Annotated in this window: 24 protein-coding genes and 1 other RNA gene; 7 read left to right on the top strand and 18 right to left on the bottom strand. The window is 59.5% G+C overall.

What is annotated here, in order from left to right:
• Nucleotides 1-2: 2 nt before the first annotated feature.
• The 8 genes from secY to rpsN are packed head-to-tail and all read right to left on the bottom strand — an operon-like array spanning nt 3 to nt 4,474.
• A complete protein-coding gene (gene secY / locus JNM28_09235) occupies nt 3-1,358 on the bottom strand; it encodes a preprotein translocase subunit SecY (protein ID MBL8068621.1) in 1,356 nt (451 codons plus the stop codon).
• Nucleotides 1,355-1,795 carry a 50S ribosomal protein L15 gene (gene rplO / locus JNM28_09240; protein MBL8068622.1) on the bottom strand — a complete coding sequence of 147 codons (441 nt, stop codon included), beginning with the start codon at nt 1,793-1,795 and terminating at the stop codon, nt 1,355-1,357. Before rplO ends, secY begins: the two co-directional genes overlap by 4 nt.
• A gap of 3 nt (nt 1,796-1,798) precedes the next feature.
• Nucleotides 1,799-2,242: a 50S ribosomal protein L30 gene (gene rpmD, locus JNM28_09245; protein MBL8068623.1), complete on the bottom strand. Its 444-nt coding sequence runs from the start codon at nt 2,240-2,242 to the stop codon at nt 1,799-1,801.
• Nucleotides 2,235-2,816 carry a 30S ribosomal protein S5 gene (rpsE, locus tag JNM28_09250; GenBank protein ID MBL8068624.1) on the bottom strand — a complete coding sequence of 194 codons (582 nt, stop codon included), beginning with the start codon at nt 2,814-2,816 and terminating at the stop codon, nt 2,235-2,237. Before rpsE ends, rpmD begins: the two co-directional genes overlap by 8 nt.
• Before the next feature lies 1 nt (nt 2,817).
• Entirely contained in the window at nt 2,818-3,171 is a 354-nt protein-coding gene (gene rplR, locus JNM28_09255) for a 50S ribosomal protein L18 (GenBank protein ID MBL8068625.1), read from the bottom strand.
• A 14-nt stretch (nt 3,172-3,185) separates the two neighbouring features.
• Nucleotides 3,186-3,740 (bottom strand): 50S ribosomal protein L6, encoded by a 555-nt coding sequence (gene rplF / locus JNM28_09260; GenBank protein MBL8068626.1) that lies wholly within the window; start codon nt 3,738-3,740, stop codon nt 3,186-3,188.
• Nucleotides 3,741-3,753: 13 nt separating this feature from the next.
• Complete coding sequence (gene rpsH, locus JNM28_09265) at nt 3,754-4,149, bottom strand: 30S ribosomal protein S8 (GenBank protein ID MBL8068627.1); 396 nt, start codon at nt 4,147-4,149, stop codon at nt 3,754-3,756.
• Nucleotides 4,150-4,171: 22 nt separating this feature from the next.
• Complete coding sequence (gene rpsN, locus JNM28_09270) at nt 4,172-4,474, bottom strand: 30S ribosomal protein S14 (protein ID MBL8068628.1); 303 nt, start codon at nt 4,472-4,474, stop codon at nt 4,172-4,174.
• Between the two features lie 243 nt (nt 4,475-4,717).
• Between rpsN and JNM28_09275 the strand changes: the two genes are divergently transcribed.
• The 3 genes from JNM28_09275 to JNM28_09285 all read left to right on the top strand — a co-directional run bounded on the left by JNM28_09275 (nt 4,718) and on the right by JNM28_09285 (nt 8,003).
• Nucleotides 4,718-6,709: a tetratricopeptide repeat protein gene (locus tag JNM28_09275; GenBank protein MBL8068629.1), complete on the top strand. Its 1,992-nt coding sequence runs from the start codon at nt 4,718-4,720 to the stop codon at nt 6,707-6,709.
• A gap of 20 nt (nt 6,710-6,729) precedes the next feature.
• On the top strand, nt 6,730-7,329 hold the full coding sequence (locus JNM28_09280) for a hypothetical protein (GenBank protein ID MBL8068630.1): 600 nt from the start codon (nt 6,730-6,732) through the stop codon (nt 7,327-7,329).
• Between the two features lie 68 nt (nt 7,330-7,397).
• The gene (locus tag JNM28_09285) at nt 7,398-8,003 is read left to right on the top strand and encodes a tetratricopeptide repeat protein (GenBank protein ID MBL8068631.1); all 606 of its coding nucleotides are present in this window, start codon (nt 7,398-7,400) and stop codon (nt 8,001-8,003) included.
• A 54-nt stretch (nt 8,004-8,057) separates the two neighbouring features.
• Here JNM28_09285 and JNM28_09290 read toward each other — a convergent pair whose 3' ends face one another.
• Together JNM28_09290 and JNM28_09295 are read right to left on the bottom strand one after the other, a co-directional pair.
• On the bottom strand, nt 8,058-11,099 hold the full coding sequence (locus tag JNM28_09290; GenBank protein ID MBL8068632.1) for an SEC-C domain-containing protein: 3,042 nt from the start codon (nt 11,097-11,099) through the stop codon (nt 8,058-8,060).
• A gap of 86 nt (nt 11,100-11,185) precedes the next feature.
• Entirely contained in the window at nt 11,186-11,467 is a 282-nt protein-coding gene (locus JNM28_09295; GenBank protein MBL8068633.1) for a hypothetical protein, read from the bottom strand.
• Nucleotides 11,468-11,621: 154 nt separating this feature from the next.
• On the opposite strand from JNM28_09295, the gene JNM28_09300 reads away from it, so the two are divergent.
• A complete protein-coding gene (locus JNM28_09300; GenBank protein ID MBL8068634.1) occupies nt 11,622-13,583 on the top strand; it encodes a hypothetical protein in 1,962 nt (653 codons plus the stop codon).
• Here the strand turns inward: JNM28_09300 and rnpB are convergent.
• From rnpB to rpmH, 7 genes are all read right to left on the bottom strand, one after another.
• Nucleotides 13,579-13,904: RNase P RNA component class A (rnpB, locus tag JNM28_09305), an RNA gene on the bottom strand. The two genes, JNM28_09300 and rnpB, sit on opposite strands and share 5 nt — an antisense overlap.
• 15 nt (nt 13,905-13,919) lie before the next feature.
• A complete protein-coding gene (locus tag JNM28_09310; protein MBL8068635.1) occupies nt 13,920-14,846 on the bottom strand; it encodes an LD-carboxypeptidase in 927 nt (308 codons plus the stop codon).
• A 69-nt stretch (nt 14,847-14,915) separates the two neighbouring features.
• Nucleotides 14,916-15,737 (bottom strand): KH domain-containing protein, encoded by an 822-nt coding sequence (locus tag JNM28_09315; protein ID MBL8068636.1) that lies wholly within the window; start codon nt 15,735-15,737, stop codon nt 14,916-14,918.
• A 26-nt stretch (nt 15,738-15,763) separates the two neighbouring features.
• Nucleotides 15,764-17,182, bottom strand: coding sequence for a membrane protein insertase YidC (locus tag JNM28_09320; GenBank protein ID MBL8068637.1), 1,419 nt, complete (start codon nt 17,180-17,182; stop codon nt 15,764-15,766).
• Between the two features lie 11 nt (nt 17,183-17,193).
• Complete coding sequence (yidD, locus tag JNM28_09325; protein ID MBL8068638.1) at nt 17,194-17,403, bottom strand: membrane protein insertion efficiency factor YidD; 210 nt, start codon at nt 17,401-17,403, stop codon at nt 17,194-17,196.
• Complete coding sequence (gene rnpA, locus JNM28_09330; protein ID MBL8068639.1) at nt 17,388-17,660, bottom strand: ribonuclease P protein component; 273 nt, start codon at nt 17,658-17,660, stop codon at nt 17,388-17,390. The genes yidD and rnpA overlap by 16 nt, the downstream gene beginning before the upstream one ends.
• A 44-nt stretch (nt 17,661-17,704) precedes the next feature.
• Nucleotides 17,705-17,839, bottom strand: coding sequence for a 50S ribosomal protein L34 (rpmH, locus tag JNM28_09335; GenBank protein ID MBL8068640.1), 135 nt, complete (start codon nt 17,837-17,839; stop codon nt 17,705-17,707).
• A gap of 130 nt (nt 17,840-17,969) precedes the next feature.
• Between rpmH and JNM28_09340 the strand changes: the two genes are divergently transcribed.
• Nucleotides 17,970-19,679 (top strand): DUF885 family protein, encoded by a 1,710-nt coding sequence (locus JNM28_09340; protein ID MBL8068641.1) that lies wholly within the window; start codon nt 17,970-17,972, stop codon nt 19,677-19,679.
• Here JNM28_09340 and selD read toward each other — a convergent pair.
• Nucleotides 19,676-20,674: a selenide, water dikinase SelD gene (gene selD, locus JNM28_09345; protein MBL8068642.1), complete on the bottom strand. Its 999-nt coding sequence runs from the start codon at nt 20,672-20,674 to the stop codon at nt 19,676-19,678. The two genes, JNM28_09340 and selD, sit on opposite strands and share 4 nt — an antisense overlap.
• Nucleotides 20,675-20,749: 75 nt before the next feature.
• On the opposite strand from selD, the gene JNM28_09350 reads away from it, so the two are divergent.
• On the top strand, nt 20,750-22,147 hold the full coding sequence (locus JNM28_09350; protein MBL8068643.1) for a phosphodiester glycosidase family protein: 1,398 nt from the start codon (nt 20,750-20,752) through the stop codon (nt 22,145-22,147).
• Nucleotides 22,148-22,244: 97 nt separating this feature from the next.
• Complete coding sequence (locus JNM28_09355; protein ID MBL8068644.1) at nt 22,245-25,400, top strand: PD40 domain-containing protein; 3,156 nt, start codon at nt 22,245-22,247, stop codon at nt 25,398-25,400.
• Nucleotides 25,401-25,454: the final 54 nt, after the last annotated feature.

The raw sequence follows: 25,454 nt of genomic DNA on the forward strand, positions 1-25,454 counted from the left end.
GGTCACCCTTCGTATTGTTTGGTGATCAGGTTCGCTTCAAGTTGGCGCATGGTTTCCAGGGCGACGCTGACCATGATGAGGAGCGACGTGCCGGCAACCAAACCGATTGTCCGGGCGAGCTGCGGGATGACGACGGGCAGGATGAACTGCGTCAAAGCCGCCACTGCTAAGAACACCGCGCCGATGAACGTGATGCGCGAGACGACACCATTGAGGTAATCCCGAGTCTGTTTGCCCGGCCGAATCCCCTGGATGTAACTGCCGCCGCGCTTGAGGTTGTCGGCAATGTCTTCAACGTTGTATTGGAGGGCAGTCCAGAAATAGGTGAAGAAGAAGATCATGAGCAGGTAAACCGCCGCCCCGAGATACCCTTTGGGTGTCGTGAAGTTCGGGGACATGAACTCTGCGATCGTCGTCAAAATCTGGTGCGGGGCCGAATCGGTCGGGAACATCGCCGAAAACTGCGCCGGCAGGTACACCAACGTGATGGCGAAGATGATGGGGATGACCCCGGCCATGGCCACGGCGATCGGCAGGTAACTGACCTGCCCACCCATGGCTTTTGTGCCGAAGTTCCGGCGCATATGCTGGATGGGGATGCGCCTTTGGCTGATCGTGAACAGCACGATGAACCAAGTCGTGGCAAAGAAAATCGCAATAAGGGCCACCACCTGCCAGATTTGGACTTGGCCGGTCGTCACCCCTTCAAAAAGGCCCTGGACGATCGCGGGGAGCGAGATCACGATCCCGGTGAAGATCAAAACCGAAATGCCGTTGCCCACACCCCGCTCGCTGACCTGCTCGCCGAGCCACAAAAGCAGCATGGAACCCGCCGTCCAGAACAGGATGATCAACGCTCGGTGGAGCGGTTGAACCTGCAAGAGCGCTGGACCCATCGCGGTGAGAAGGCCGAGACCTTGAAACACGCAAAGGCCGATGGTGAGGAACCGGGTTCGCCGGTTTTGTTGGCGGCGGGCATATTCCCCGCCCTCTTTCATCTCTTCTTTCCATTGCGGAATCCCATAAGTGAGAACTTGCAAGATGATGGAGGCGACGATATAAGGGTTGAGCCCGAGGGCAAAAATGGAAATGCGTTTAAACGCCCCGCCGCCGATGGTGTTGATGATCTGGAACATCGGGTTGTTCCGAACCAAATCTTCGATGGCGGTTGGGCTGATGCCGGGGACGGGGACGGGGATGTTGACGCCGATGGCGTACACCGCCAAGATCAACAAGATGAACTGCAGCCGAGACCGCAGATCATCGTCCGCCCATGCGAGGCGGAGCGTCTCGAACAGAGAGAACCGGAGACCTTTATCCCCAGCCCCCCGCTTAGACCCCGACCCGGCGTAGCTCACAGGGTGACGACCTCACCGCCGGCTTTTTCGATGGCGGCCTGAGCTGTTTTGCTGAATTTGTGGGCTTGTACCGTGAGTTTGTGGCTGAGCGTACCGAAGGCGAGCACTTTGAGCCCGTCTTTGAGGTCGCTCATGACACCCCTCTCGACGACGAGCTGGGGAGTCACCGTTTCGCCGGCCTTGAAGAACTTCTCCAGGTCGTCTAGGTTGACGATGGCGTATTCCTTGTGGTTGATGTTCCGGAAGCCCTTTTTGACGGGGAGCCGGCGGTGGATCGGGGTTTGCCCACCTTCGAACCAGTTGGGGATTTGCCGCCGGGCTTTTTGCCCTTTGGTGCCCCGGGTGGCGGTTTTGCCCTTCCCGCTGCCGATACCGCGGGCAATCCGGCGCTTGCGCTTGGTGGATCCCGGGTTGGGGGTCAGATCGTTCAAATTCATGGTTTAAGCCTCTTCAGATTTTTTCTTGGTCGTGCGCTTCGGCTTGGCTTCGGCGGATTCGGCAGCCTTCTTGGGGGCTGCTTTTTTGGCCGGCGTCTTTTCGGCTTTTTCAGCCTTTTCCGCCTTGGGGGCAGCCGCTTTGGTTACCTTCTTTGCCGGTTTCATCTCGGGAGATGTCACGGCTTTGACGGCGGCAGGAGCTTTTGCCAGGCGGGCGGCCTTCTTTTCTGAGGCAGCCTTGCCGTCGCGGCGCCGCCGGACGACTTCGCCTTCGGCGAGTTCTTCGACGAGCAGCAGATGCTTGACCTTGTGGATCATGCCCCGGATGGACGGGGAGTCGTCGAACGTGTTGCTGCTCCCGATCTTGTTGAGCCCCAATGCCTTGACCGTGGCGCGGTTGCGCGGGGTGTTGGCGATTTTGCTTTTGACAAGGGTGACCTTAAGCATGGCGGTTGTCAGACTCCTCTTTGCGGGCCTTGGCGAGCCAGGGCACCAGTTCGTTGGCATCGGCGCCGCGCCGCTTGGCGGCATCTTCCGGCGCTTCCATCTCCCGGAAGGCTTTGATCGTCGCATAGGCGAGGTTGACGCCGTTGCGGCTGCCCAGGCATTTGGCCAGAACGTTGTGAACCCCGGCGGCTTCCAGACACTGGCGGACGGCCGAACCGGCCTTGACGCCGGTCCCCGGCGATGCCGGGCGCAAGATCACGCGGGCCGAACCGTGCTCAGCCTCGATCTCGTGCGGGATGGTCTCGCCAATCAGGTGCACGTCGAACATGTTTTTGCGGGCGGCTTCTTCGGCCTTGCGCAAAGCATCTGGGATGTTGCGGGCTTTGCCGATGCCGAGCCCCACCTTGCCCCGGTTGTCGCCAACGACGACGGTCATCGACCAAGAGGCGGTCTTCCCGCCTTTGTTGGTCTTAAAGACTTTGTTGGATCGGATAACGCGCACGTCGTATTGCGGGCCGTCCGTATTCCTCAGGGCCGACTGGCGCCGGCCGACGATGCGTGGTCCACGTGCCATGTTAGAACTCCAATCCGCCTTCGCGGGCTCCGTCAGCAAGGCCAGCGATCGTGCCATGGTATTGGAATCCGCCGCGGTCGAACACCACGGCTTTCACCCCTTTTTCCAAGGCGCGCTTGGCCACTGCCTGGCCAACGAGCTTTGCCCCCTCGACGGTGTCGGTCGCCTTCAGGTCTTTCTCAGTCGTGCTTGCCGCGGCCAACGTGTGGCCGCTCACGTCGTCGATGACCTGGGCGTAAAGGTGCTTGGTGCTGCGGAAGACCGCCAAACGCGGGCGCTCGGCCGTGCCAGCAAGGAATTTGCGGATGCGCTCATGCCGCACCTTGCGCATAAAAGATCGGGTTTTGACTGACATTGTTTCGCTCCTGGTTACTTGCCGGCCCTCTTACCCGGCCGGGTTCGGACGACCTCGCCTTTGTAGCGAACGCCTTTGCCCTTGTAGGGGTCGGGTTTGCGCACTTTGCGGATGTCGGCGGCGATTTGGCCAACCAAGGCTTTGTCGATGCCGCTGACGTTGATCGTCAGGGCTTGACCCTTTTCTTGCTTGGGGACATCGAAAGTGATGCCTTGGGGCGCGGCGATCTCGACCGGGTGGCTATAGCCGAGGTTGAGCAACAAGCCGTTGCCCTGCACAGCAGCCCGGTAGCCGACCCCATGGATTTCAAGGGATTTGCTGTGGCCTTCGGTGACGCCGACAACCATGTTTTGGATCAGGGTCCGCGCCAAACCATGCTGGGACCGGTTTTCGCGTTCGTTGTCCGGACGCTCCACGCGGAGCTCGCCGGCCTCTTGGACGACCGTCAGCTTGGGGTGAATGTGTTGCTTGAGCTCACCTTTGGGGCCCTTGACGGTGACGACGGCATTGGAAACGTCGACCGTGACCTTGTCTGTGATCTTGATGGGTTTCAATCCGATACGGGACATTCTTCAATCCTCCTTAATACACCTGGCAGAGGACTTCGCCGCCGATCCGTCGTCGGCGCGCCTCCCGGTCGGACATGACTCCCTGGCTGGTGGTCAACACCAGCGTTGCCAAACCGCTGCGCACGGGGCGGAGTTCGCCGGCACCTCGGTAGACCCGCAAACCGGGCGTGCTGACCCGCTTGATGCTGCGGATCACCGATTTGCGGCGGGAATCGTACTTCAAATGAACGCGCAAAACCGGGAACTTCTCGTCTGTCAACAACTCGTGACTGGAAACAAACCCTTCCTGCTCAAGGATCTTCACGATCTCAAGCTTGATCTTGCTCATGGGGACATCGACGTGCATGTGGCTGGCGGTCAAACCGTTGCGGATGCGCGTGAGGAGGTCGGCGATGGGGTCGCTGTGCATAGTGCTCCTTGAAACAGCCCGCTTACCAGCTGGACTTTTTCACTCCTGGCAAAAGCCCGAGGTGCGCCTTTTCGCGCAAGGTCTGGCGGCAAACGCCGAAATACCGGTAGTACCCCTTGGCGCGGCCGGTTTCGGCGCAGCGGTTGTAGCGGCGCGCTTTGAACAGGCGGTTCTTGATCCGCGTCTCTTCCAAGGCTGCCAAAGCCTGGGCGCGCTGCTCCTTGTTCAGCGATTGATCGAGCTCGATTGCGGAAAGCTTGGCTTCGTAATCCGCCCAGCGCGCTTCCACCTTGCTATGCTTGTTGATGAGGCATTCTTTGGCCATATATCCACCCACCGTTCCCAGACTGGTTTGAGCGGGGCGGGCCTTTGCAACACCCCCTCACCTGGCCTGTGGCCTGGTTGTGACGCCCCGCGCAAGCGGGACAGGAGCGGATGGTACCCCCGAGGAACCCGCTGCCCGGGGAAATCCGGCGAATCTGAGCCAGGAGTCCCGGATAAATCGCCAAAAATAGACGGGCTCCCGGGCAACCAATAGGACTTCTGTTCTACTAGAATGTCAGATGGGATGCAATCGATCGACGAAAAAATCGGACTGGGGCAGTCCGCTTTGGACCAGGGAGACAACCAAGAAGCCCACCGGATCTTCACCGAGGTCGTCAACGAAAACTCAGAGAAGTGGATGGCCTGGAGGGGGCTGGGGTTTGCCAACATCGGCCTAGGGAAAACCGCCGAAGCCATCGAAGCATTCGGCAAAGCCACCCTCATTAGGACCGACGACGTCGACAGCCAGTACGGCTATGGGGTCGCCTATCAACTCAACGGCGACCATGCCAAGGCCATCAAAGCTTTTGAAGAATCGCTGAGGCACAACCACAAACACAAGCCCAGCCAAGAGGCCATCTGCGTCTCACTGCTCGCCCAAGTCCAACATATGAAGGACATCGGCAACCTCCTCGCCGTCGAGGAGTACCTGGAAAAGGCCCACAAATTTGCCCCGGAAAACCAGGACGTCACCATCCAGCTCTTCCGCTATTACCAACAAACCGGGCAGGCCGTCAAACTCGACTCCGCGATCACCGAAATGAAGCGGCACGAGATCCCCGTCCCTGAGGCCGCGGACTATGCCCCGGTAGAAGAAGCGGCTGCGGCCGCATTACCAGAAACCGTCGCCGAACTCGAAGCCCTGACGGCGGCGAACCCCAACCACTGGCAAGCTTGGCGCGCCATCGGCAACCTCCAGCTCGATGCCGGCAAACCCCAAGCCGCCCACGACGCCTTTAAAAAAGCCACCGTCATCCGGCCAGACGACGCCGACAGCCAATACGGCTTTGGCCAGGCGTTACAAGACCTTGGCGAGCATTCCCACGCCATCCACGCCTTTGAAGAAGCCCTCCGACACGATAAGAACCACCCCCAAGCCAAAAAATCGCTCACTAAATCGCTGATGGCCTACGTTGACCACATGCGGGAGATCGGCAACTTGCTCGCCGTCGAGCAATACCTGGAGCGGGCGCATAAAAACGACATCTCCGATGCCAACGTCACCGCCCAGCTGATGGGCTACTACGACGAAACCGGGCAGGGCGGCAAAAAACACGTGATCATCAAGGATTTAGAGGCGCACGGGCTCCCTGTGCCCGAACCGGCCAAGCCCAGCGAAGTCGGCCATATGCCCAGCGAGAGGGCGGCCGAAGCCGCCGTTGAAATCGATGGCGTCGATGCCCTCCGCGCCCACCTCGCCGAAAACGGCGAGGATTGGCGAAACTGGCGAAAATTGGGTTTCGCCCTCTTGGAATCCGGCGACAACCAAGGAGCCCACGATGCTTTTAAGAAGGCGACCGTCGTCCGCATCGACGACGCCGATTCCCAATACGGTTTTGGGCTCAGCCTTCAGCGGATGAACGATCACAACCACGCCATCCACGCTTTTGAAGAAGCCCTGAGGCACAACCCCCAACACCCAGATGCCAAGGCGGCCCTCAAAACTTCCTACCTGGGTTACTGTGACCACATGCGGGAGATCGGCAACCTGCTCGCCATCGAGCAGTTCATGGAAAAGGCCTTCAAAATCGACCCGTCGGACCACGTGGTCGGGCAAAAGCTGTTCGACTACTACCGTGAAACTGGGCAAGGTTCAAAAGCGGCAAAAGTCGGCCAAGAAATCGGGATCGTCTCGGCCGAAGAAGCCGCTGCCGCCAACACTCCTCCCGACAACACCTCAGACGACCTGTTGCTGCCCCAAGAAAAACAGTACCAGCGCGAGGGGGAACCCGAGCCGGCGAAAACGACGGCCACCCAACAAGTCTCGGACATCCCCGCCATGCTGCCCTGCCCTGGCTGCAAACAGCTGATGCCCTCTCGGTCGCGCACGTGCCCCCATTGCTCCCGGCTCGTTGACGCCATCGGGGGGACTATTCTTCGCGGCAACGAATCCGATAAGAAGAAAAAACCGGAATCAGCTGGCTCGGCCGGCAAGCGCTCGGGTTGTGGGGGCGTGATGATGGCTTTGATGCTGCTCAGCATCCTGGCCGCAACCGCCGCCGCCACCGTGCGCTGACATGGACAAGGGGGATCCCAGTGGATCAGGCAGGGAATGAGGGTGGTGAGCTGGGAAGGGAAGGGCAAGGTCACTCCCAGGGCCAAATCAGCCAGACGCACAATCCGCACGCCCCGCCTCCTGGCCAACCATTTGCCGCGGGCGGGATGCCGGTCATGGTGCCCTGCCCAGCCTGCCGTCAGATGATGCCGGGCCGGTCGCGCCTTTGTCCCCATTGCGGGAAGATGGTCGACCCGGCCACCGGAGCGGTTTTGAGCGGCAAAGCCGACCAGATCAAGGCCTCCCAAGCCGAAATCGTTTACCGGGCCCTTTCGATCCTCCGCATCGTCGCCGGAGTGGCTCTGCTCGTGACCGGTTTCTTTTTGCCGGTAGTCGGTGCTCTTTTGATGATCACAGGAGCCTGGTTCGTTTTGAGTGGGATTGGACTGCTCGCCGAAGCCGAATGGGTGCAAATGTTGGTCTACTGGGGGAGCCTTTTGGGCTGTTGCGCCGCCATTTGGGGAATATTCAACGCCCTCACCTTCAATTCCCCCGCTGGGCTGATTTCCAATGCGGTTTCGTTCGCACTCAACGCGGCAACCATGTGGGCGATCTCCAAGATCTCCGACATGGGGGCTTGACAGTGCGTTAACCAGGACCTGTAAACCCAAGGGGGGCGGAAACGTCACTCAATTTGAGGTTTTGGAAAATGGATGCCACACAGCATATCGCCCAGGGCAAGCAGTTCCTGCACGCCCGGCAGTTCCGCCCGGCGGTCGAGAGCTTTCGGGCCGCCGTCGACTTGGCCCCCCGGTCGGTCGAGCCTCTCATGGGCCTGGGGTTCGCCCTTCACGCCTCTGGTAACCCGGGGGCGGCTTTGTGCGCGTTCCAAGAAGCCCTCACCATCAACCCGAACCAGGCGGAACTCCACTTTGGCCACGGGCTCGCCTTGATGGAAACAGGGGATCCCTACCGGGCGATCCGTGAATTCAAACGGACCTTGGAGCTGGCACCGGAACACCGCGTCTGCCGAGACATGCTCAAAAAGGCCTTGGTGCTACATACCAAGGAGCTTTTCGAACAAAAGAACTTTGTTTGGGCCGAGCAGATGATCCAAGACCAGTTGGAATTGGACGAACACGACCCCGACGCCTTGGCCCAAATGGTCGACTTGAAATACCGGATGACCGAATACGAAGAAGCCAAGCGGCTGTTCCGGGATTTGGCCGAACACAAACCCGACTACCCGGGCCTTGTCGAGTTGGCGGACAAGCTCGGGCTCCGGCGCCAAAAGGAACGCGGCTGGCTCTACTGATAAACAACAATCCCCCGGGCTTTTGATTTGTCCGGGGGATTGTCTCAGGTCGGCTTAGATTTTGCCGGCGGCCCGCAATTGCGGGTAGTGGCATTGCTTGAACTTTTTGCCGCTTCCGCACGGGCAAGAGTCGTTGCGGCCAACCCGGCTCCAATCGATGCTGTCCACATCCACCTCTTTGGGGGCAGATGGTTCGTCATCGATGGCCAGCATCGCCATCTCGGGTTCCGGTGATTGGTGGGCCGCCGGCACCTGCGGTTGCTCGGTGCGGATTTGGGCGTAGAACACCATCTTCACCGCCTGGTCGCGGATCTGTTTGAGCGTGTGCTGGAAGAGGTCGAACGTTTCCTTTTTGTAGGCAACCAGCGGATCGGTTTGACCATAACCCCGCAGCCCGATGCCTTCGCGGATGTAGTCGATCATCTTGAGGTGCTCCATCCAGGCATCGTTGACGGCGCGCAGCATCACTTGCCGCTCCAATTGTTCAAAGATCTCGTCGCCAAACTTGACCCGCTTGGCTTCATATTCCTCGCCAGCGATCTCCGTCAGCTCGTTGACCATCCCTTGGCCATATTTGGCTTCGGCAAAGTCGCTCGGCGAAACGTGGTCGATGAGCGGCATCATCTCGTTCAGCCGTTCATAGACCTTGTCGTGGTCAAAGGTGAATTCACCGGTGGCCGGATCAAACTGCCGACCCGATTCGACGGTTTCAGCAATGAAATCGCCGATCCCTTTGGTGATCTCTTCCCGGCACGGCTTGCCCAGAAGGATTTCCCGGCGCATCCCGTAGATGTGCTCCCGTTGGGCGTTGAGCACGTCGTCGTATTCCAAGATGTGCTTGCGCGCCTCGAAGAAGTGGTTTTCGATCCGCTCCTGGGTTTTTTGGATCATCCCGCTGATGAACTTGGCCCGGACTTCCTCCATTTCCGGCCATGCCTTGAGGACCGGGTTTTCCATCATGTTCTTGTTGAAAATCCGCCAAAGTTCATCTTCTAGCGAAACGAAGAAACGGCTTTCGCCCGGGTCGCCTTGGCGACCGGCCCGTCCCCGGAGTTGGTTGTCGATGCGCCGGCTTTCGTGACGTTCCGTCCCCAGGATGAAAAGGCCGCCGAGGTTGCGGACTTCTTCAGCGGCGGCTCGCCGTTCGGTGTCGTCCAGCGGCAACGGGGGGGCGGCTCGCTCTTTGCCGCCTCGCCGGAACGAGATGAAGGTGTCGTCGTAGTCGCTGATGACCCCGCCGTCTTCGTGGTCGCGTTCGCGAGCGCGGCTGACTTCGTCGTCTTGGACACGCCCGCCAAGCAAGATGTCCACCCCGCGCCCAGCCATGTTGGTCGCAATGGTCACTGCGCCTTTCCGGCCCGCCTCACTAACAATTAACGCCTCTTTTTCGTGGAACTTGGCGTTGAGGATGTTGTGCGGGACGCCGTGGCTGATGGCCTCTTTGAAGAATTCGGCGTTCTCTTGCAAGCCGTGTTTGCCCAAAAACCAGTCGGCGATCTCCTGGCTGTGCGGGTCGGTGGGCAACCCGGCGCCAGAAAGCACGTTCTTGATCGTTTGCATCTTCAGTTCGGTCAGTGGCGTGTTGAACAACACTTCCGATTCCTTCTTGAGCGATCCTGTGCCTTTTTCGTTGGTGACCTTGTCGAGAACGTAATCCGTCAACACCAGTTTTTGGAGCATTTCAGCTTCCAACCGCTTGGAAACCACTTCTGTGGTTTCAATAGAGCGCGTACCGACCAGGGTCGGTTGTTGCTTGGTGTAAACGCGAAGAATTTCGCGGGCGACCCCCCGGTACTTGGCATCCGTGGATTTGTAGACGATGTCTTCCAGGTCTTTGCGGATCATCGGCCGGTGGGTGGGGATCGCCACGACCTCCAAGCCGTAAATCTTTCGGAACTCGTCTTCTTCCGTCTTGGCCGTCCCGGTCATTCCGGCAAGCTTGTTGTACATCCGGAACAGGTTTTGGAACGTGATGACGGCAACGGTTTGGCTTTCCCGCTGGACGGGGACCCCTTCTTTGGCTTCGATCGCTTGGTGGAGACCGTCGCTGTAGCGCCGGCCAAACATCATGCGGCCCGTGTTCTCGTCCACGATGACGACTTCGTTCCCCCGGACCACGTAGTTGACGTTCTTCTCAAAAATGCCGTAGGCCTTGATTGCTGCGCCAGCGTGGTGGAACAGCATCGGCTCATCGGCAATGTTTTCGATGCCCAAGGCTTGCTCTAAGAAGTCCATGCCCTCTTCGGTGAAGCTTGCCGAGTGGTTCTTTTTATCGACCGTGTAATGCTCTTCCGGCACCATTTCGCGGACGATCTTGTCCACGTGGGCATAAACCGAGATATCTTCGGTGCTGGGGCCGCTGATGATATGCGGCGTCCGGGCCTCGTCGATCAAGATCGAGTCCACCTCGTCGATCAGGGCGTAATTCAACTCCCGCATCGACAGCTGTTCTTTCTCGAAGGCCATGTTGTCGCGCAGATAGTCAAACCCGAATTCGTGGTTCGTGCCGTAAACGATGTCGCAAAGATAGGCCTCGCGGCGGGTGCAGGGCCGCAAGTGGTGGTACCGCGGGTCTTCGTGCTGGAACCCGGGATCATAGATGAAGCTGCCGCCCAGCTCGTCGGAATCGGCGCCTTGCCCTTGCACGATGCCGAGACTGAGACCCATCGTGTGGTAGATCGGGCCCATCCACACCGCGTCGCGGCGAGCCAGGTAGTCGTTGACGGTGACCAAACAGGCACCTTTGCCGGTCAGGGCGTTCAAAACCAACGGGGCGACGGCGACCAGGGTTTTCCCTTCCCCTGTCCGCATTTCGGCGATCTTGCCCTGGTGGAGCACGATCCCGCCGACCATCTGCACGTCGAACTGGCGCATGCCGAGCGTGCGCCGGGAGATTTCGCGGACACAGGCGAACACTTCGGGGAGGACTTGTTCCAATGTGTCCCCGCCCGCGACCCGTTCTTTAAACAGGGCTCCTTGGGCTTTGAGCTCCTCATCGGAAAGATTTTCAAATTTGGGTTCGAGCTGGTTGATCTGCTCGACGATCGGTTGAAGATTGGCGACCTCCTTGTGGCTTTGGTCAAGGAGTTTTCTCAAAAATTGAAGCATGGTTGTTTTGTGGGGGTTTGGTTAACGGTGAAAGGGGCGCGATAAAGCGCCAAAGCGGAAAACAGGTGGGGAAATTAAGCCGCCGGGCCGTCCCGGGTGAGTCCGCTACCCGGCCAATGACGAGGGGAAGGCAGGCCGGATCGGGCCGCGAAAGCCCGTTTGACGGCAGGCGAAACCGCCAGAGCCGATTCTTCGGTGTCGGATTCCAATCCAGGGGCGTTGCGGATCTCCCGGGCGTCTTCTAAAAACGCCACGTAGCGGAGCATCCGCACCAACTCGTGGGGATGCGCCGGGGAAACCGCCCCTGCCCCCCCTTGGGTGAGCAGGACGATCAGGATCGGAATCCATTTCGGCATTGGCCGCCTGTACGCCTATTATGAGCGCACCGGAACGGATTCCGTTCCCGCCCGTGCTAGAGGTCCCTGGAATTCATGCCTGGAAACATGGGCAACAGGCCCAGTTGCCGCGCAACAAGGCAACTTTTGGCAGGAGAATGCCGGTTCAGAGCCCATGATCTGCCGATTCTTGCCGATGACCTTACTGGCCTGCCTGGCCAGCATGGCCCGCGCCTTGCCGGATTCCACTTACGACATCCCGGGAAAACGCTTGGATCAGGCCCCCAAAATCGATGGCGTCATCCAGCCCGGCGAGTACCCGGAAGAAATCCACCGGAGCGGATTCCGGGACAAGGACACGAACCTCGAAAGCGATGAACTCGGCGAATTTTGGATCGGGTACGACGAACGATACATTTATTTCGCCGGAAGGGCCACCACCAACCCCCGCAAGGTCGTCCGGGACGAGTACCGGCCGAATGTCGGCATGGGCGGCAACGACAACTTTGGCCTGATCATTGACCCGTTTGGTGGCAACAGCAACTTCAACCTGTTCCAAACAAACGCCAACGGCGCAACCAGCATCAACCTTGCCGGCGGGCGGGCGGCAAAAACCGAGTGGCTTGGGGAGATCGAGGCCAACGGCCGCCTCACCGAAACCGGCTGGGAGTGCGAAATGCGCATCCCCTGGTCGGTGATGAGCCTGCCGCCAGAAGGCATCCGCAGCCCCCGGTTCAACATCACGTGGTACCGGTCGGCCAAATCCAACACCTATGCCTACCGATTCACCGGGCAGAACAATGAGCTCACCCCGGCATGGGTGGATGTCGAAGTCCCTAAAGTCGACCGGGGCCGTTCGGTCAGCTTCCTCCCCTATGCCTACGGGGGCATCCAGAAAGGGGCCGGGCCGATCGCCAACGCTGGGCTCGATTTCAAAACAAGCCTCACCGATTCCATCCAATTCGTCGGGACTCTGAACCCGGATTTCCGCAATGTGGAGTCCTCGATCCTGTCCTTGGATTTCAGCTACTTCGAAAGGCTGGCCAGTGAAAACCGGCCCTTCTTCAACGAAGGTTCCCAGTTCCTGCGGGTCGGCTACAGCACCCGGCTCTTTGCCCCCCAGCGCATCCCGACATTCGACGCCGGGTTCAACATCTATGGCCAAGCCAATAGCAAACTAACCTTTGGCGCCCTTTCGACTATTGATTTTGGCGAGCGCACCGCCACCGTGGCCAGCGCGAACTACCGGTTTGACGACAAAACCTCGGCCGAAATCGGGATTGTCAACAACAGCCGCCACGGTCAGAACAGCACGGCTGGATTGGCCAACATCTTCACGCGCACCGGTGATGTCGGCTATTTCTTTACCAACCAGTACACAACCGACCAAACCAGGGGTGCGGGATTCCGCAACAACATCGGAGTCACGTACAACAAGGGCGGCTACAACGGCTCGATCGAATACCTTTCCATCACCCCCGATTTCTTTCCGAGGATTGGGTTCAACCGGGAGTCGGACTTGAAGGGGTACTCGATGGATTTGTCCCACGAGGCGACCCCGGCCCACGGGAACTGGAATTCCTACAGTTTCGGCGTCGATGCCGTCACCTACGACCGTTATTCGGGGGGGTTCTACCGCAACGAGGCCAACTTCTCTGTCCAAGCCAGCGACCGCAAAGGATTCTCTTTTGGAGCTTCCACCGGGTTTTCCCAATTCCTCGGGATCGCCGACCGCACGTTCGGGGTCGGTGCCGCATACCCTTACAACAACCCCTACCGGGCCGTTGCCGCCAACTATGAATCCGGGACATTTCTTGGCAATCCCTATGAAGCCTACGATGTTTCCGCCGTCTACCGCGTGTTTGGCCGGTTACAGTTCTCGCTCAAATCCCAGTGGCAACTTTCCGACGATGACGAAACCCTGCACATCCTCGGCGCCAACTTCGACATCGGCAAGTTCGAATCGGTCGGAGGGAGGCTCGTCATCCAAAACGGACAATCCAACTGGTATCTCAGCTACCGGATGAGCGGGAAAAGAGGTGCCGAATACTTCATCTTGGTCGGGGATCCAAGGGCCGATTCATTCACCAACCGGCTCGTTATCAAGGCCGTGATCCCGTTTTCGGTGAAGTATTGAGAGCTGGCCTATAAGCCGGATTCTGTCTTTGTGTGGCGATTTGGCTGATGCGGCCAACCCGGGGAGTCGGCGGGCCGCGTCATCCTCCCCCTATTTGGCCTTGCTTCGGGCAGGGTTTGCCGAGCCGAACCGGTTACCCGGCCCGCTGGTGGGCTCTTACCCCACCGTTTCACCCTTACCCCGCGTGCGGGGCGGTTTGTTTTCTGTGGCACTTTCCGTCGGGTCGCCCCGCCCTGGCTTGCGCCAGGTGCCTTGCCCTGCGAAGTCCGGACTTTCCTCCAGCCCGGCTTGCGCCAGGCCGGCCGCCACCCGGCCAGCTCGGCACCGATTGTACCGTCAGGCGGTGAACCCTTCCAGGAGTTCCAACCGGCCCGCATCGGCATCCAGCCGGGCGGCAACCCCCATCGGCAGGCTGAGCATGGTCTTCATATGCCCGAACGGATAGTTGACCACCGCCGGGATGCCCAACGGTTTGATGCGGTCGGCCACCAGTTCCCGCCAGGGCCACGTGCCCATCTTGTCCTCCGACATCTCATCCGTCCCCGTCATCTCGCCAATCACGATGCCGGCAGCTTGGGCCAACTGGCCGTTGTTGATTAGGTTTGTCAGCATGGCGTCGACGCGGTAGGCATGTTCGTCCACGTCCTCGATCACCACGATCTTGCCCCGGCAATCCAATTCGTACCCGGTGCCGAAACTGTCCGTCATCAAGCACAGGCACCCTCCCGTGATGACGCCTTCGGCAACGCCACCGACGAGGGTTTCGGCTGGAGTGTGTGCCGCCGGGAAAGGGTTTTCTCCCTTCAGAATGTTGGACATCGACTTGTAAACCCATTCCACTCGGGGCACGCTGAGGGTGATCATCATCGGGGTGTGTAGCGTCACCAACCCCCGCTTGTTCAAGGCCAGGTGGAGGGTCGTCACGTCGCTAAAACCGCAGACCTGCTTGCCGCTCGCGACAACCTCATCCAAGTCCAGGTATGGGATCGTCCGGGCACACCCGTATCCCCCCCGCGAGCACATGACACAGTCAACATCTGGGTCGCCGATAGCCGCCATAAAGTCCCCGGCCCGGTCTTCATCGGTTCCGGCCAAATAGTGGTGTTTGTCAAACACGTGGTCGCCTAGGCTGACCCGGTACCCTTCTGATTCCAGCCATTTGACCCCATCGTCGATTTTCTCCGGAGTTAGAGGAGAAGCCGGCGAAACGATGCGGATATGCGAGCCGGGCCGAAGGGCGCGCGGCTTGACCTGCGTGGGCATGGCGCACACGTTACCCGGACGCAAAAATGCCCCAAGCCGTTTCTATCGACTTTGGGGCACCTGTGTGGATCAACCCGCCGGGGCGATGACGACATACCGTTCCGGTTCTTCGCCCTCGCTATAGGTGCTGATGCCTTCGATTTCAACCAGGGCCTGGTGGATGACCCGCCGTTCAAAGGCTGGCAAAGCATCCAGAACCGCTTCCTCGCCGCGCTCCAAGACTTGGGCGGCGATCCGCCGGGCCATGTCGCTCAACATTTCGGCCCGCCGCTCGCGGTAGTTGTCGCCTTCCACCACCACGCGAACCCCATTGTTGAGTTTGCGGGCCGAGATCACATTCATCATGTATTGGATGGAGTTGAGGACTTCACCGCGCCGGCCGATCAGGTAGCCGACGTCTGGGCCATCGACATCGATATGGACGTAGCGGCCATTGAGGGCACTGATGGTGGCATCGGCGCGCAGGTCGCCGGCTTTGAGCATCCCAGTGAGAATTTCGAGGAGCCGGTCGGCGTCTTCCTGGCTGGCCACCACATCGGGGCCCGCCTCTTCTTTGGCCTCTTCATGCTCGGCTTCGGCGGTCGGGGCTGCTTCTTTCTCCACCGGTTTGTCCTCGCGTTTGGTGCGGGTTCGGCGTTTGGGCTTTTCTTCTTCTTCCGCCGGGGCTTCTGCGGCGGGTGCTTCCGCCACAGGCGCAGCCGTGGGCTCCGGCTTGGATTTGGGGCTGGCAACCGCGCTGGCGCGGATGGTCACTTTGCCCGGTTTGCCAAAAAGGCCCTTGGCTTCGTCGATGACTTCGGATTTGACGGCTGACGCTTCGACCCCCAACTGCTGTGCGGCCCGTTCAATGGCCTCTTCAACGCTGCTTGCGACGACTTCGATGGTTTCCATGGTTTTGCTCAATAGATGGTGTGCGGCTACTTTTTCCGCTTTCGCTGCTTGTTCGCCTTAGGCGTGCCTTTCTTCCCGAAGAAGTCCGGAGAAACCCCGTTCTCGCTAACCTGACCGTTGGCGTGGCCGTTCTGGGATACGGCATTAGACAAAGCGTCGATCACTTTGCCACCGGTCGGCGTTTGGACCTTGGTGAGTTCCGGGAGGGGCAATCGATAGCTCAGCAGCGATTGAGCTGTCGACAAAACGTTGGTGAAGATCCAATACAACACAAATGCCGAAGGCAACGAATAAAAGAACATGAATATGGAGGCGACCAAGGCCGCCCCGACCCCCATGAGCCGCTGTTGCTTGACGTTGCTCGGGTCGTTCACTGGCATCAACAGGGTCGAAACCACCATGCTGACGGTGTAAATGGCGATCAGGATGTAATCCTTTTCACCGAGGTTGGGGGCAAGCGGGATCCCGAGGAACTTGGTTGCCCCCGGGTGAATCCACAAAAATGTTCCTTTGACAAATTCAAATTTGTAGTGGTGCATCGATTGGTACACCGCCCAAAAAAGCGGCAACTGCACGACCATCGGCAAACATCCGGCAAAGGGGTTCAGGCCGTATTCCTTGTAAATTGCGAACTGCTCGACCTGCAAGGCCTGCGGGTCTTTGATTTGACCCGTCTTCTTGTCTTTGTACTTTTCCTGCAGTTCTTTGATGCGCGGTTGCAGCTTCATCATCTGCCGGCCGTGCATGATTTGGCGCTGGGCCAACGGCCAAACAACGCCCCGAACCACCACGGCGAGCAAAAAGGCGGCGAACCAATAGCTGAACCCAGGCTGGGCCTTGGTGGCCTGAACCAATGAATCGATGAGTTGATAGCCCGGGATGAACCCGAACACCGGCTCTTTTTCCGCCAATGGACTGAGATCCACAACGAGGCTGTCATAAACCTCCTTGGCGGTGCGCTGGGTTGCCGGGTATTTGGCCGATGGAGTCACCTCAACGGCCACCGATTCCCACATGGGGGTGTGGAAATAGGCTTCGTATTTGGGTTTGAAGAACGTATAAGCCTTATCCAGCTTCCGGTATTCCCAGTTTTCGCTGACTTTGCCGTCCCGGAACAACTGCCCCCGGTATTGCCCGCTTTTGACCATGGTGTCGACAACCAGCAGGTTTGCGCGAAGGATTTGGGCTTGCCGGACTTCTTGAGGGATCTTCTTTTGATCCGCTTCGGCGTTGTATTTGGCCTCATAGGCCCGCAAGTCGGCCATCACGCTGACGTCTTTGAGGTCGGCGTTCTCTTGCAGCATCTTCGCCCAAAGCTCGTCGGCGCTGCGAGTGTCTTGTTGGCCCTGCTTGGGGCCCATCACCAGTTGGATGCCCAAAAAGATCATGACGCCGAGCATCAGCATGGTCATGAAGTTCTGTTTGGGAGGCTGTGGCGTGCTCATCTATCTTTTCACTACGGAACCGGATCGTGCCCGCCGGGACTCCACGGGTGACAGCGCCCGATCCGCTTGAGCCCCAGCCAACTGCCCTTCAATAGGCCATGCCGTTCGATGGCTTCCAGAGTGTATTGGGAGCACGAAGGCGTGAACCGGCACGTCGGGGGAACCCACTTGGTGGTCTTTTGATAGCAACGGATCAGGAAAATCCCTATCGCTTTTCCCATCGCCGTTCCAATTCATCGATCAATTCCAAAAATTCGTTTTGCAGTTCTTCGAAACCCGCCCCATCGGCTGCTGTTTTGGCGATCACCACGGTGTCCAGCCCTTTCAGCCTCCCATGCACCAACCTGGCAATTTCGCGGATCCGCCTCTTCACCCGGTTCCGGCGCGCGTGGCTCCCGATCTTCCGGCTGGCGGCAACCCCGACCAATCCTTCGCCAGGGAGGGCGCTGAGGGTCATGTGGTTCCGACCGGCTCGCACCCCTTCAGAAACAATCTGCTGGAACCGGGCCGGGCGGGGGCCCTTTACGCCCCCAATCGGTGCCGGCCCTTGCTGCGGCGGCGCTTCAGGACGTTTTGACCGTCGGTGGTGCGCATGCGAACACGGAAGCCATGCTTCTTGTGGCGCTTGCGGTTGTTGGGTTGAAAAGTTCGTTTCATTGACCTGATCCTTGTCAATCCGCCGGGACGGGCGAGAAATCTGAACCTGGCAATATACCCGCGCGAACCTGAGCCGGAAACCTGCGCGGCATCAGGCGGGTCCATTGGCGGCAAAGCTATACTCCCGCACATGGGCTTCCTCACCGGCATCATCGCCTTGGCAATGGCTACAGCCCCCGCAACCCCGACCATGAAGGACCTCATGATCCGTTATTCGGCCGACCGAGACGCCCTGCAACGCCTGCACACCTTTCCAGAAGCCCCGTCGGCCATCGCAGCCTTCTCCACCCATCTCGACACCGTGGAACGGGAACTCCAAAACGTGCCGTTCAGCCAACTCACCCAAGATGATCGGGCCGATTGGGTGTTGATGCGCCTGGACATTGATCGCCAACGGCAAAGCCTGCGGGAACTGACCAGCGACCTTGAAGAATCCCAACCCCTGCACCCGTTTTTGGCCCATGTCGCCGAATTCCACGACCAAAGGATCAGCCGGACCATCCCCGACTCCCGCGGATTCGCCGCCAGCCTCGACAAACTCGGCAAAGAAATAAAGGAAGCCCATGACCAATGGGCGGCAAAGCTCAAGGACGAGCCGGCTGGCAAACTGATTCCCGAAAATGTGGCGCTCCGCGCCGTGGGGACGCTCCAAAACTGCCGGCGCGCCCTCGATGGCTGGTACACCCACTTTGCCGGTTACGACCCCCAATTCACCTGGTGGTGCAAACGCTCTTACGAAGACTGCGCCAAAGAGCTGGACAGCTACGCGGCGTTTGTCAAACGCGAATTCACCGGCCGGGAAGCTGACCCCAACAAAATCGTCGGCGACCCTGTGGGCCGGGAAGCCCTCGTCTCCGCCCTCAAACGGGAGATGATCGACTACACCCCAGAAGAATTGATCGAAATTGCCGAAAACGAAATGGCCTGGGTGGACAAAGAATTCAAAAAGGCGGCCAAAGAACTTGGCTACGGCGACGATTGGCGGGCGGCCCTGGAGCACGTTAAAAACCTGTACGTCGATCCCGGCCAGCAACCTAGGCTCATCCGGGAATTGGCCGACGAAGCAACCGACTACCTTGAAAAGAACGACCTTGTTACCATCCCGCCACTGGCCAAAGACGTGTGGCGGATGGACATGATGTCGCCAGAACGGCAACTCACCAGCCCGTTCTTCCTTGGCGGCGAATCGATCCTCATTTCATTCCCGACCGACGAGATGACCTACGACCAAAAACTCATGAGCCTGCGGGCAAACAACCGTTACTTTGCCAAGGCCACCGTCCACCACGAACTCATCCCGGGACATCACCTCCAATTCTTCATGACCTCCCGGTACAACACGCATCGGCAAGGCGTTTCGGGAACCCCGTTCTGGGTGGAAGGCTGGGCGCTCTATTGGGAGTTCCTGCTGTACAAGCGGGGCTTTGCCGCGACCCCGGAAGAAAAAATTGGGTTCCTGTTCTGGCGCAAGCACCGCTGCGCGCGAATCATCTTTTCCCTCAAATTCCATCTTGGCCAAATGACCGCCCCGGAATGCGTGAAAATGCTCACCGACGTCGTCGGGCACGAACAAAGCACCGCCGAAGGCGAAGTCCGGCGTTCGTTTGGAGGGGCTTATCCGCCGCTTTACCAAGCCGCTTACATGTTGGGAGCCTTGCAACTCTGGCAGATCCGACGCGAATTGGTAGACACGGGCAAAATCCCCGAAAAGGAATTTCACGACCGGATCCTGCAATACGGCAACATGCCTTGGGCGCTGGTCCGACAACTGCTCAGCGGTGAAAAGATCGAAAAAGAATTGAAGCCGTGGAAGTTCTACCACGGCAACGTGGAAAGCTAAGGCAACAGCACAAAGCCCGGCTCGCCGGGTTCGATCCATCCGATTTCCGCTGAGCCCTGGATTTCGGTTTGGGAACAACAAGCCAGACCCCCACTGGTCTGCGGGTCAAAGGCGGCTTCCACCAACCATCCAGGAACCCCGTTGTCGCACACAAACATCCCGCCCGCCGCTTCGCGGTTCTTGCGGCTCCCGCCGGTCAGGCAGTTTTCGGCCACCATGCGTTCCACACCCGGCAAAATCGGGAGCTTTGATGCTTGCACCACCACCTTTACCCCGCTACCCCGCGCGATGTTGAGCAAGTGCCCGACCAACCCGAACCCGGTGACATCAGTCGCACACCGGACCCCGGCTGCATGGGCAAACTCCATTGCCTCCCGATTGAGCCGGGCCATGGATGCGGTGGCCGCGGCAATTTCATCCGCGCTAGCTTTGTCGAATTTGGCTGCCGTACTCGCAATGCCGGTGCCGAGCGGTTTGCCCAAGAACAACCGGTCACCAGGCCGGGCGGCCGTGTTGGCAAAGACCTTGCCTTCTTCAACGATGCCGGTGACACTCAGGCCGAACTTCGGCTCCCGGTCCTCGACGCTATGCCCTCCGACCACCACGGCCCCGGCCTCCGCACACTTGTCGGCCATCCCGACCAGGATCTGAGCCCAGATTTCGGCCGGGGCCGCTTCCGGGTCGAAGCAGGCGATGTTCATCACCGTGATTGGGCGACCGCCCATTGCGTAAACATCGCTCAGGGCATTTGCGGCGGCAATGGCCCCGTAGCTGTAGGGGTCGTCCACAACCGGGGTAAAGAAATCGACCGTCTGCACCAGAGCCAGGCCAGGTTGCCCGGACACACGGATGACCCCCGCATCGTCCCGGGTGTCGAAACCGACAAGCAGGTCGGGATGCGTCTGCAAAGGCAAGCGGCGGAGAACCTCCGCCAATTGGGCCGGGCCCAATTTGCCCGCTCAACCAGAGCAAGATACGAGGTGCGTCAAACGCATAGGTCTGCCAGAATACCGCTGGGTTGGCAGGCGGTGGGTTAGGTAGTCTCTCATCGGCCGGGAGCCAAGATTCCGATGCGTTCGAAAACCATCCTCATTACGGTGGCCGCAACCTTAGCGGCCCAATTTGCGACCGCCCAGTCTCAAAGCTGGGAGAAGCTGATCGTGCCCGGACTCTCCTACCGGATGGAGGTCGACTTTGCCTTGCCCCGGGTCATCCATGCCTTTCGCTATGTGCCGGGTTCAGGCAAGGTGTTTTCAGCACCTGAGCTGGCGGGATCCCAAGTGTTTGTTCCCGACAACGACACCAAGGGCCGCGAGCCCTTGACCAGGACGATGGAGTCGGTCGGCGCCCTCGCCGGGGTGAACGCCGATTTCTTCCCCTGGACGGGCGACCCGATCGGCATGATGGTGCGCAAAGGCGAGCTCATCAGCCTGCCTTATCAAAAGCGGTCGTCGTTCAGCTGGGGGGCGGGCTACTTTGCTTGCGGCCCTGTGGAAACAACCCTCGCCCTGCAACTCAACAACTCGCTCAAGACCATCGACCTGCTCAATGCCGAAGTCGGGGATAACCAGCTGGGGCTTTTCACGCCGGTCGCGGCATCGGCTCGGTCTTCCGTCGACGGGATTTACGCTGTCCTCTCCACCGAAGATATCCTGAAGCCGAGCGGGGTTGTGCAGACCAAAGTGGAGCTGATCACCCCAGATCTCAAATCTGCGGCCGTCAAGCCCGGCCAAATGGTTTTGGTCGGCACCGGCAACCAAAAAGGGGCCGTCAGTTCCCTTTCCGTTGGGCAATCGCTTTCCATTCGAACCGTCTCACAGGGGGCTGATTTCACCAAGGCCCTGCACACCATTGGTGGCGGGCCCCGGCTGATTTCGGGCGGGAAACCGGCGATGGACCTCGCCGCCGAAGGCATCCAACCGAGTTTTTCGACCACGATGCACCCGAGGACGGCGATCGGTTCCACCAAGGATGGGGACATTTGGTTCGTGGTTGTGGAAGGGCGGCAAGCAATGAGCCGCGGGGCAACCCTTGATGAACTCACCGCGATCATGCAAGGCCTCGGTTGCGTCGAAGCGATGAACCTGGATGGGGGCGGGAGTTCCACGCTGGCCCTGGGCGGGTTGGTGGTCAACCGACCAAGCGACAAAGGCATCGAACGCGCCATCTGCAACAGCCTGTTGCTGTTCGGCGAACTCCCCGAACCCGCGCCCGACACCGCCTATGTGATCAAAGGGGCGCCCAAAGTGTCCGAAGGCACCTCGGCCTCTTTTGCCGTCATCGACTCAAAGGGTGAGCGCGTGTCTTTGAGCAAAGTGATCTGGGCCGCCCAGGGATCCGGCTGGATCGACCAATCTGGCACGTTGCGGACTCTCGGGGTCGGGAAAGCTACCGTGAGCGCGTGGATCGGGGGGCGGGTGGTTTCGGTTGATATCGAAGTGACTCCGAACGACCCGGGCGGAAAATGAGGGCAAAGTCCCAACAAGAAGCAATCAAGCAACCAGAAGGCCAACCAGCCCGGTAACCATTCCGGGAAGTGGCATCCGTGCCATAACTGGGAAAGTCATGTTGATTTCATCGCTCGCAGCCCTCGCAATGGGGCAAGCGCTCACCGATCCGGTCCGCCTGATGCGCTGGCCCGATGTCCACGGCGACAAGATCGCCTTCGTCTATGCCTCCGATATCTGGGTGGCTGACCTCAAGGGCGGGGCCGCTCGGCGGCTCACCTCGCACCCGGGTCTGGAATCGCTGCCAAAGTTTTCTCCGGACGGCAAGACCATCGCCTTCACCGGCCAATACGACGGGGCCAACAACGTCTACACGATCCCGGTCGATGGCGGCGTGCCCAAACGGCTGACCTTTGAACCGGCCAACGAATCGGTTGAAGGCTGGACACCCGACGGCAAAAAGGTCGCGTTCAGCTCCAACTACGGCAACCACACCAACCGGATGGCCCGGCTTTGGTTCGTCGATGCCAAAGGCGGCAACCCTGAACGGACCGATATCTCCGAGGTTGCCGACCTCTCCTTCAGCCCCGATGGTTCGATGATGGCCTACAACCGGGCCCAAAGCCACCAGTTCAACTGGCGCCGCTACCGCGGGGGGACCCAAGGCCGCATCTCGTTTTGGGACTTCAAGACCGGCTCCTATTCGGAAATCCCGGCCGACCGCGAGCAGAACTACTTCCCGATGTGGGTGGGAGAGGACGTCTACTTCCTGAGCGACCGGAATCTCGCCAACATCAACCTCTACAAATACAACACCAAGTCCAAAAAGGTCAGCCAGGTCACCAATTACACCGACGGCGACATGCGTTGGCCTTCCACCGACGGCAAAACGCTGGTGTTCGAGCGCAAGCTGCGGCTTTGGTCGATGGATTTGGCCAGCGGGCAAGTGACCGCGCTCGACCCGCATGTGAGCGGTGACAACCTTTCCATGCGACCGCGCTATGTCAACCTTGGCAACCAGGTTTCGAACTTTGCGCTTTCGCCGACGGGCAAACGGCTCGCGGTCGAAGCCCGGGGCGATGTGTTCAGCGTGCCAGCCACCAGCGGCGAAACCCGCAACCTCTCCGATTCCGACGGCGTGCGTGAGCAAAGCCCCGTCTGGAGCCCGGACGGTCAGCATATCTATTACTTGACTGACCGGTCTGGAAATGTCCAGTTGGCGCGGCGCGCCCAAATGGGTGGGCCGGAGGAATCCATCCCCATCCCCGCTGGGGTTGTCCCTTCACGGTTTGACATCAGTCCGGACGGCAAGCACATCGCCCTTTATGGCATCGACTTTAGCCTCTACACCATCAACTTGGAGACCAAGCAGTCTAAATTGGTCATCCGGGACATGGGCGGCCCGGTCAACGCCGATTGGTCGTTTGACGGCCAATACCTGGCCTACACCAAAACCTTGCCCAACCTTTTGAGCGCGGTCTGCATTTATGACCTGGCGAACGGCATGGAGCACGAGGTGAACCGGGGCATGTTTGCCGACACTTCCCCCACATTCGACCTCACGGGCAAGTACCTCTACTTCATCTCGGCCCGCGATTACGCCCCCAACAACGGCGTGCTCGGCCCGACACTGGAACAAACCGGGGACATCCAACGCGTCTACATGACGACCCTTCACAAGGGTGACCCGAACCCGCTGTTGCCGACCGGCGACGAAGAACCGGTCAAGGGTGGGGAAGAGGGTTCCAACCCGGAAACCGGCAAGGGGATCGACTTTGCGGGAATCGAGTCCCGCACCATTTCCCTGCCCTATCCGGTCGGATCTTATCAAGGTCTGGTCGGATTGAAGAACGGGGTGATGGTGTTTGCCGGCAATGCGGCCACGTCGTTCAGCCTCGTCAGCAAGTCGATTGCACCGATCATGCCGCAACTCCAAGGCGCGACCTTCAACTATGACCGCACCAAAATGGCTTACTCCCTGGGCAGCACGATCGGCATCGTCGATGTCCGGCCGGGCAACAAGCCGGGCGATGGGGCCGTGGCCCTCAACCGGGTCGGCCGCGTGATCGACCCCGCTAAGGAGTACAAGCAGATGTTCTGGAACGCGTGGCGCTACGAGCGCGACAACTTCTATGACGAAGGGATGCTTGGGCTCGATTGGAAGGCGATTGGCGACAAATATGCCGCTTTGCTCCCCGACATCGGCGACCGCAGCGACTTTGATTACATCCTCGGCCAATTGATCGGCGAACTCGGTACCGGCCACTCCTACATCACGCCCGGCGCGGGCGGAAGCGACCCGATGACCCCGCCATGCGGATTGTTGGGGGCGGATTATCAAGCCGTTGGCAACAAAATCAAAATCACCAAGGTCTATCGAGGCGTCGATTACCTCCCCGATGTCCGGGGCCCGTTGGGGGCGATTGGAGTCGATGTCAACGACGGTGACTTCCTGCTGGCCATCGACGGGGAGGCCGTCACCCCGGCCAAAAGCATCACCGAAATGCTGATGGGCAAGGTCGGCCGAGGGGTGGAAATCACCGTCAATTCCTCACCTTCGATGGAAGGTGCCCGGAAGTACACGGTCTACCCGACGGTTAGCGAAACCAACCTGCGCTACGAGAGTTGGGTTGAAGAGCGCCGGGCTTTTGTCGACAAAATGAGCGGTGGCAAGATCGGCTACATGCACGTGCCGGACACCAATGTGCAAGGCATGATCCTGTTCCTCCGCGGCTACCTGTCGCAATTCGACAAAGAAGCTTGGGTCATCGATGAACGGTACAACGGGGGCGGCTGGATCCCGACCTTCTACATCAACTACCTGTCCGCCCACTTCACCAACGTGATCGCACCCCGCTATGGCGCGAACACGGGCCTGGAGCCGTCGTTGAACGGGCCAAAAGCGATGCTGATCAACCAGCACGCAGGCTCGGGTGGCGACCTGTTCCCCTACCTGTTCAAAAAGGCCGGCATCGGCCCGCTGATCGGGAAACGGACATGGGGCGGCCTGGTCGGCATCCAAGGCACCTATCCGCTTGTTGGAGGCGGCGGGCTGACCGCTCCGGCGTTCGGCATCTTTGACCCGGACACCGGCAAGTGGATCGCCGAAAACAAAGGGGTCGACCCTGACATCGACATCGACGACCGGCCAGATCTCGCCGCAAAAGGGCAAGATCCCCAACTGGCCAAAGCCGTCGAGGTCCTGCAAGGTCAAATCAAGGGAGGGCCCAAGCCGCTGACCCGGCCGCCCTTCCCAAAAGTCGGCGGAAATTAACTTCGCACCCTCAAAAACCTCAAGGAAGCCTCCGAGAACAAATTCGGAGGCTTC

Source organism: Armatimonadota bacterium (assembly GCA_016789105.1).
Lineage (GTDB): Bacteria > Armatimonadota > Fimbriimonadia > Fimbriimonadales > Fimbriimonadaceae > UphvI-Ar2.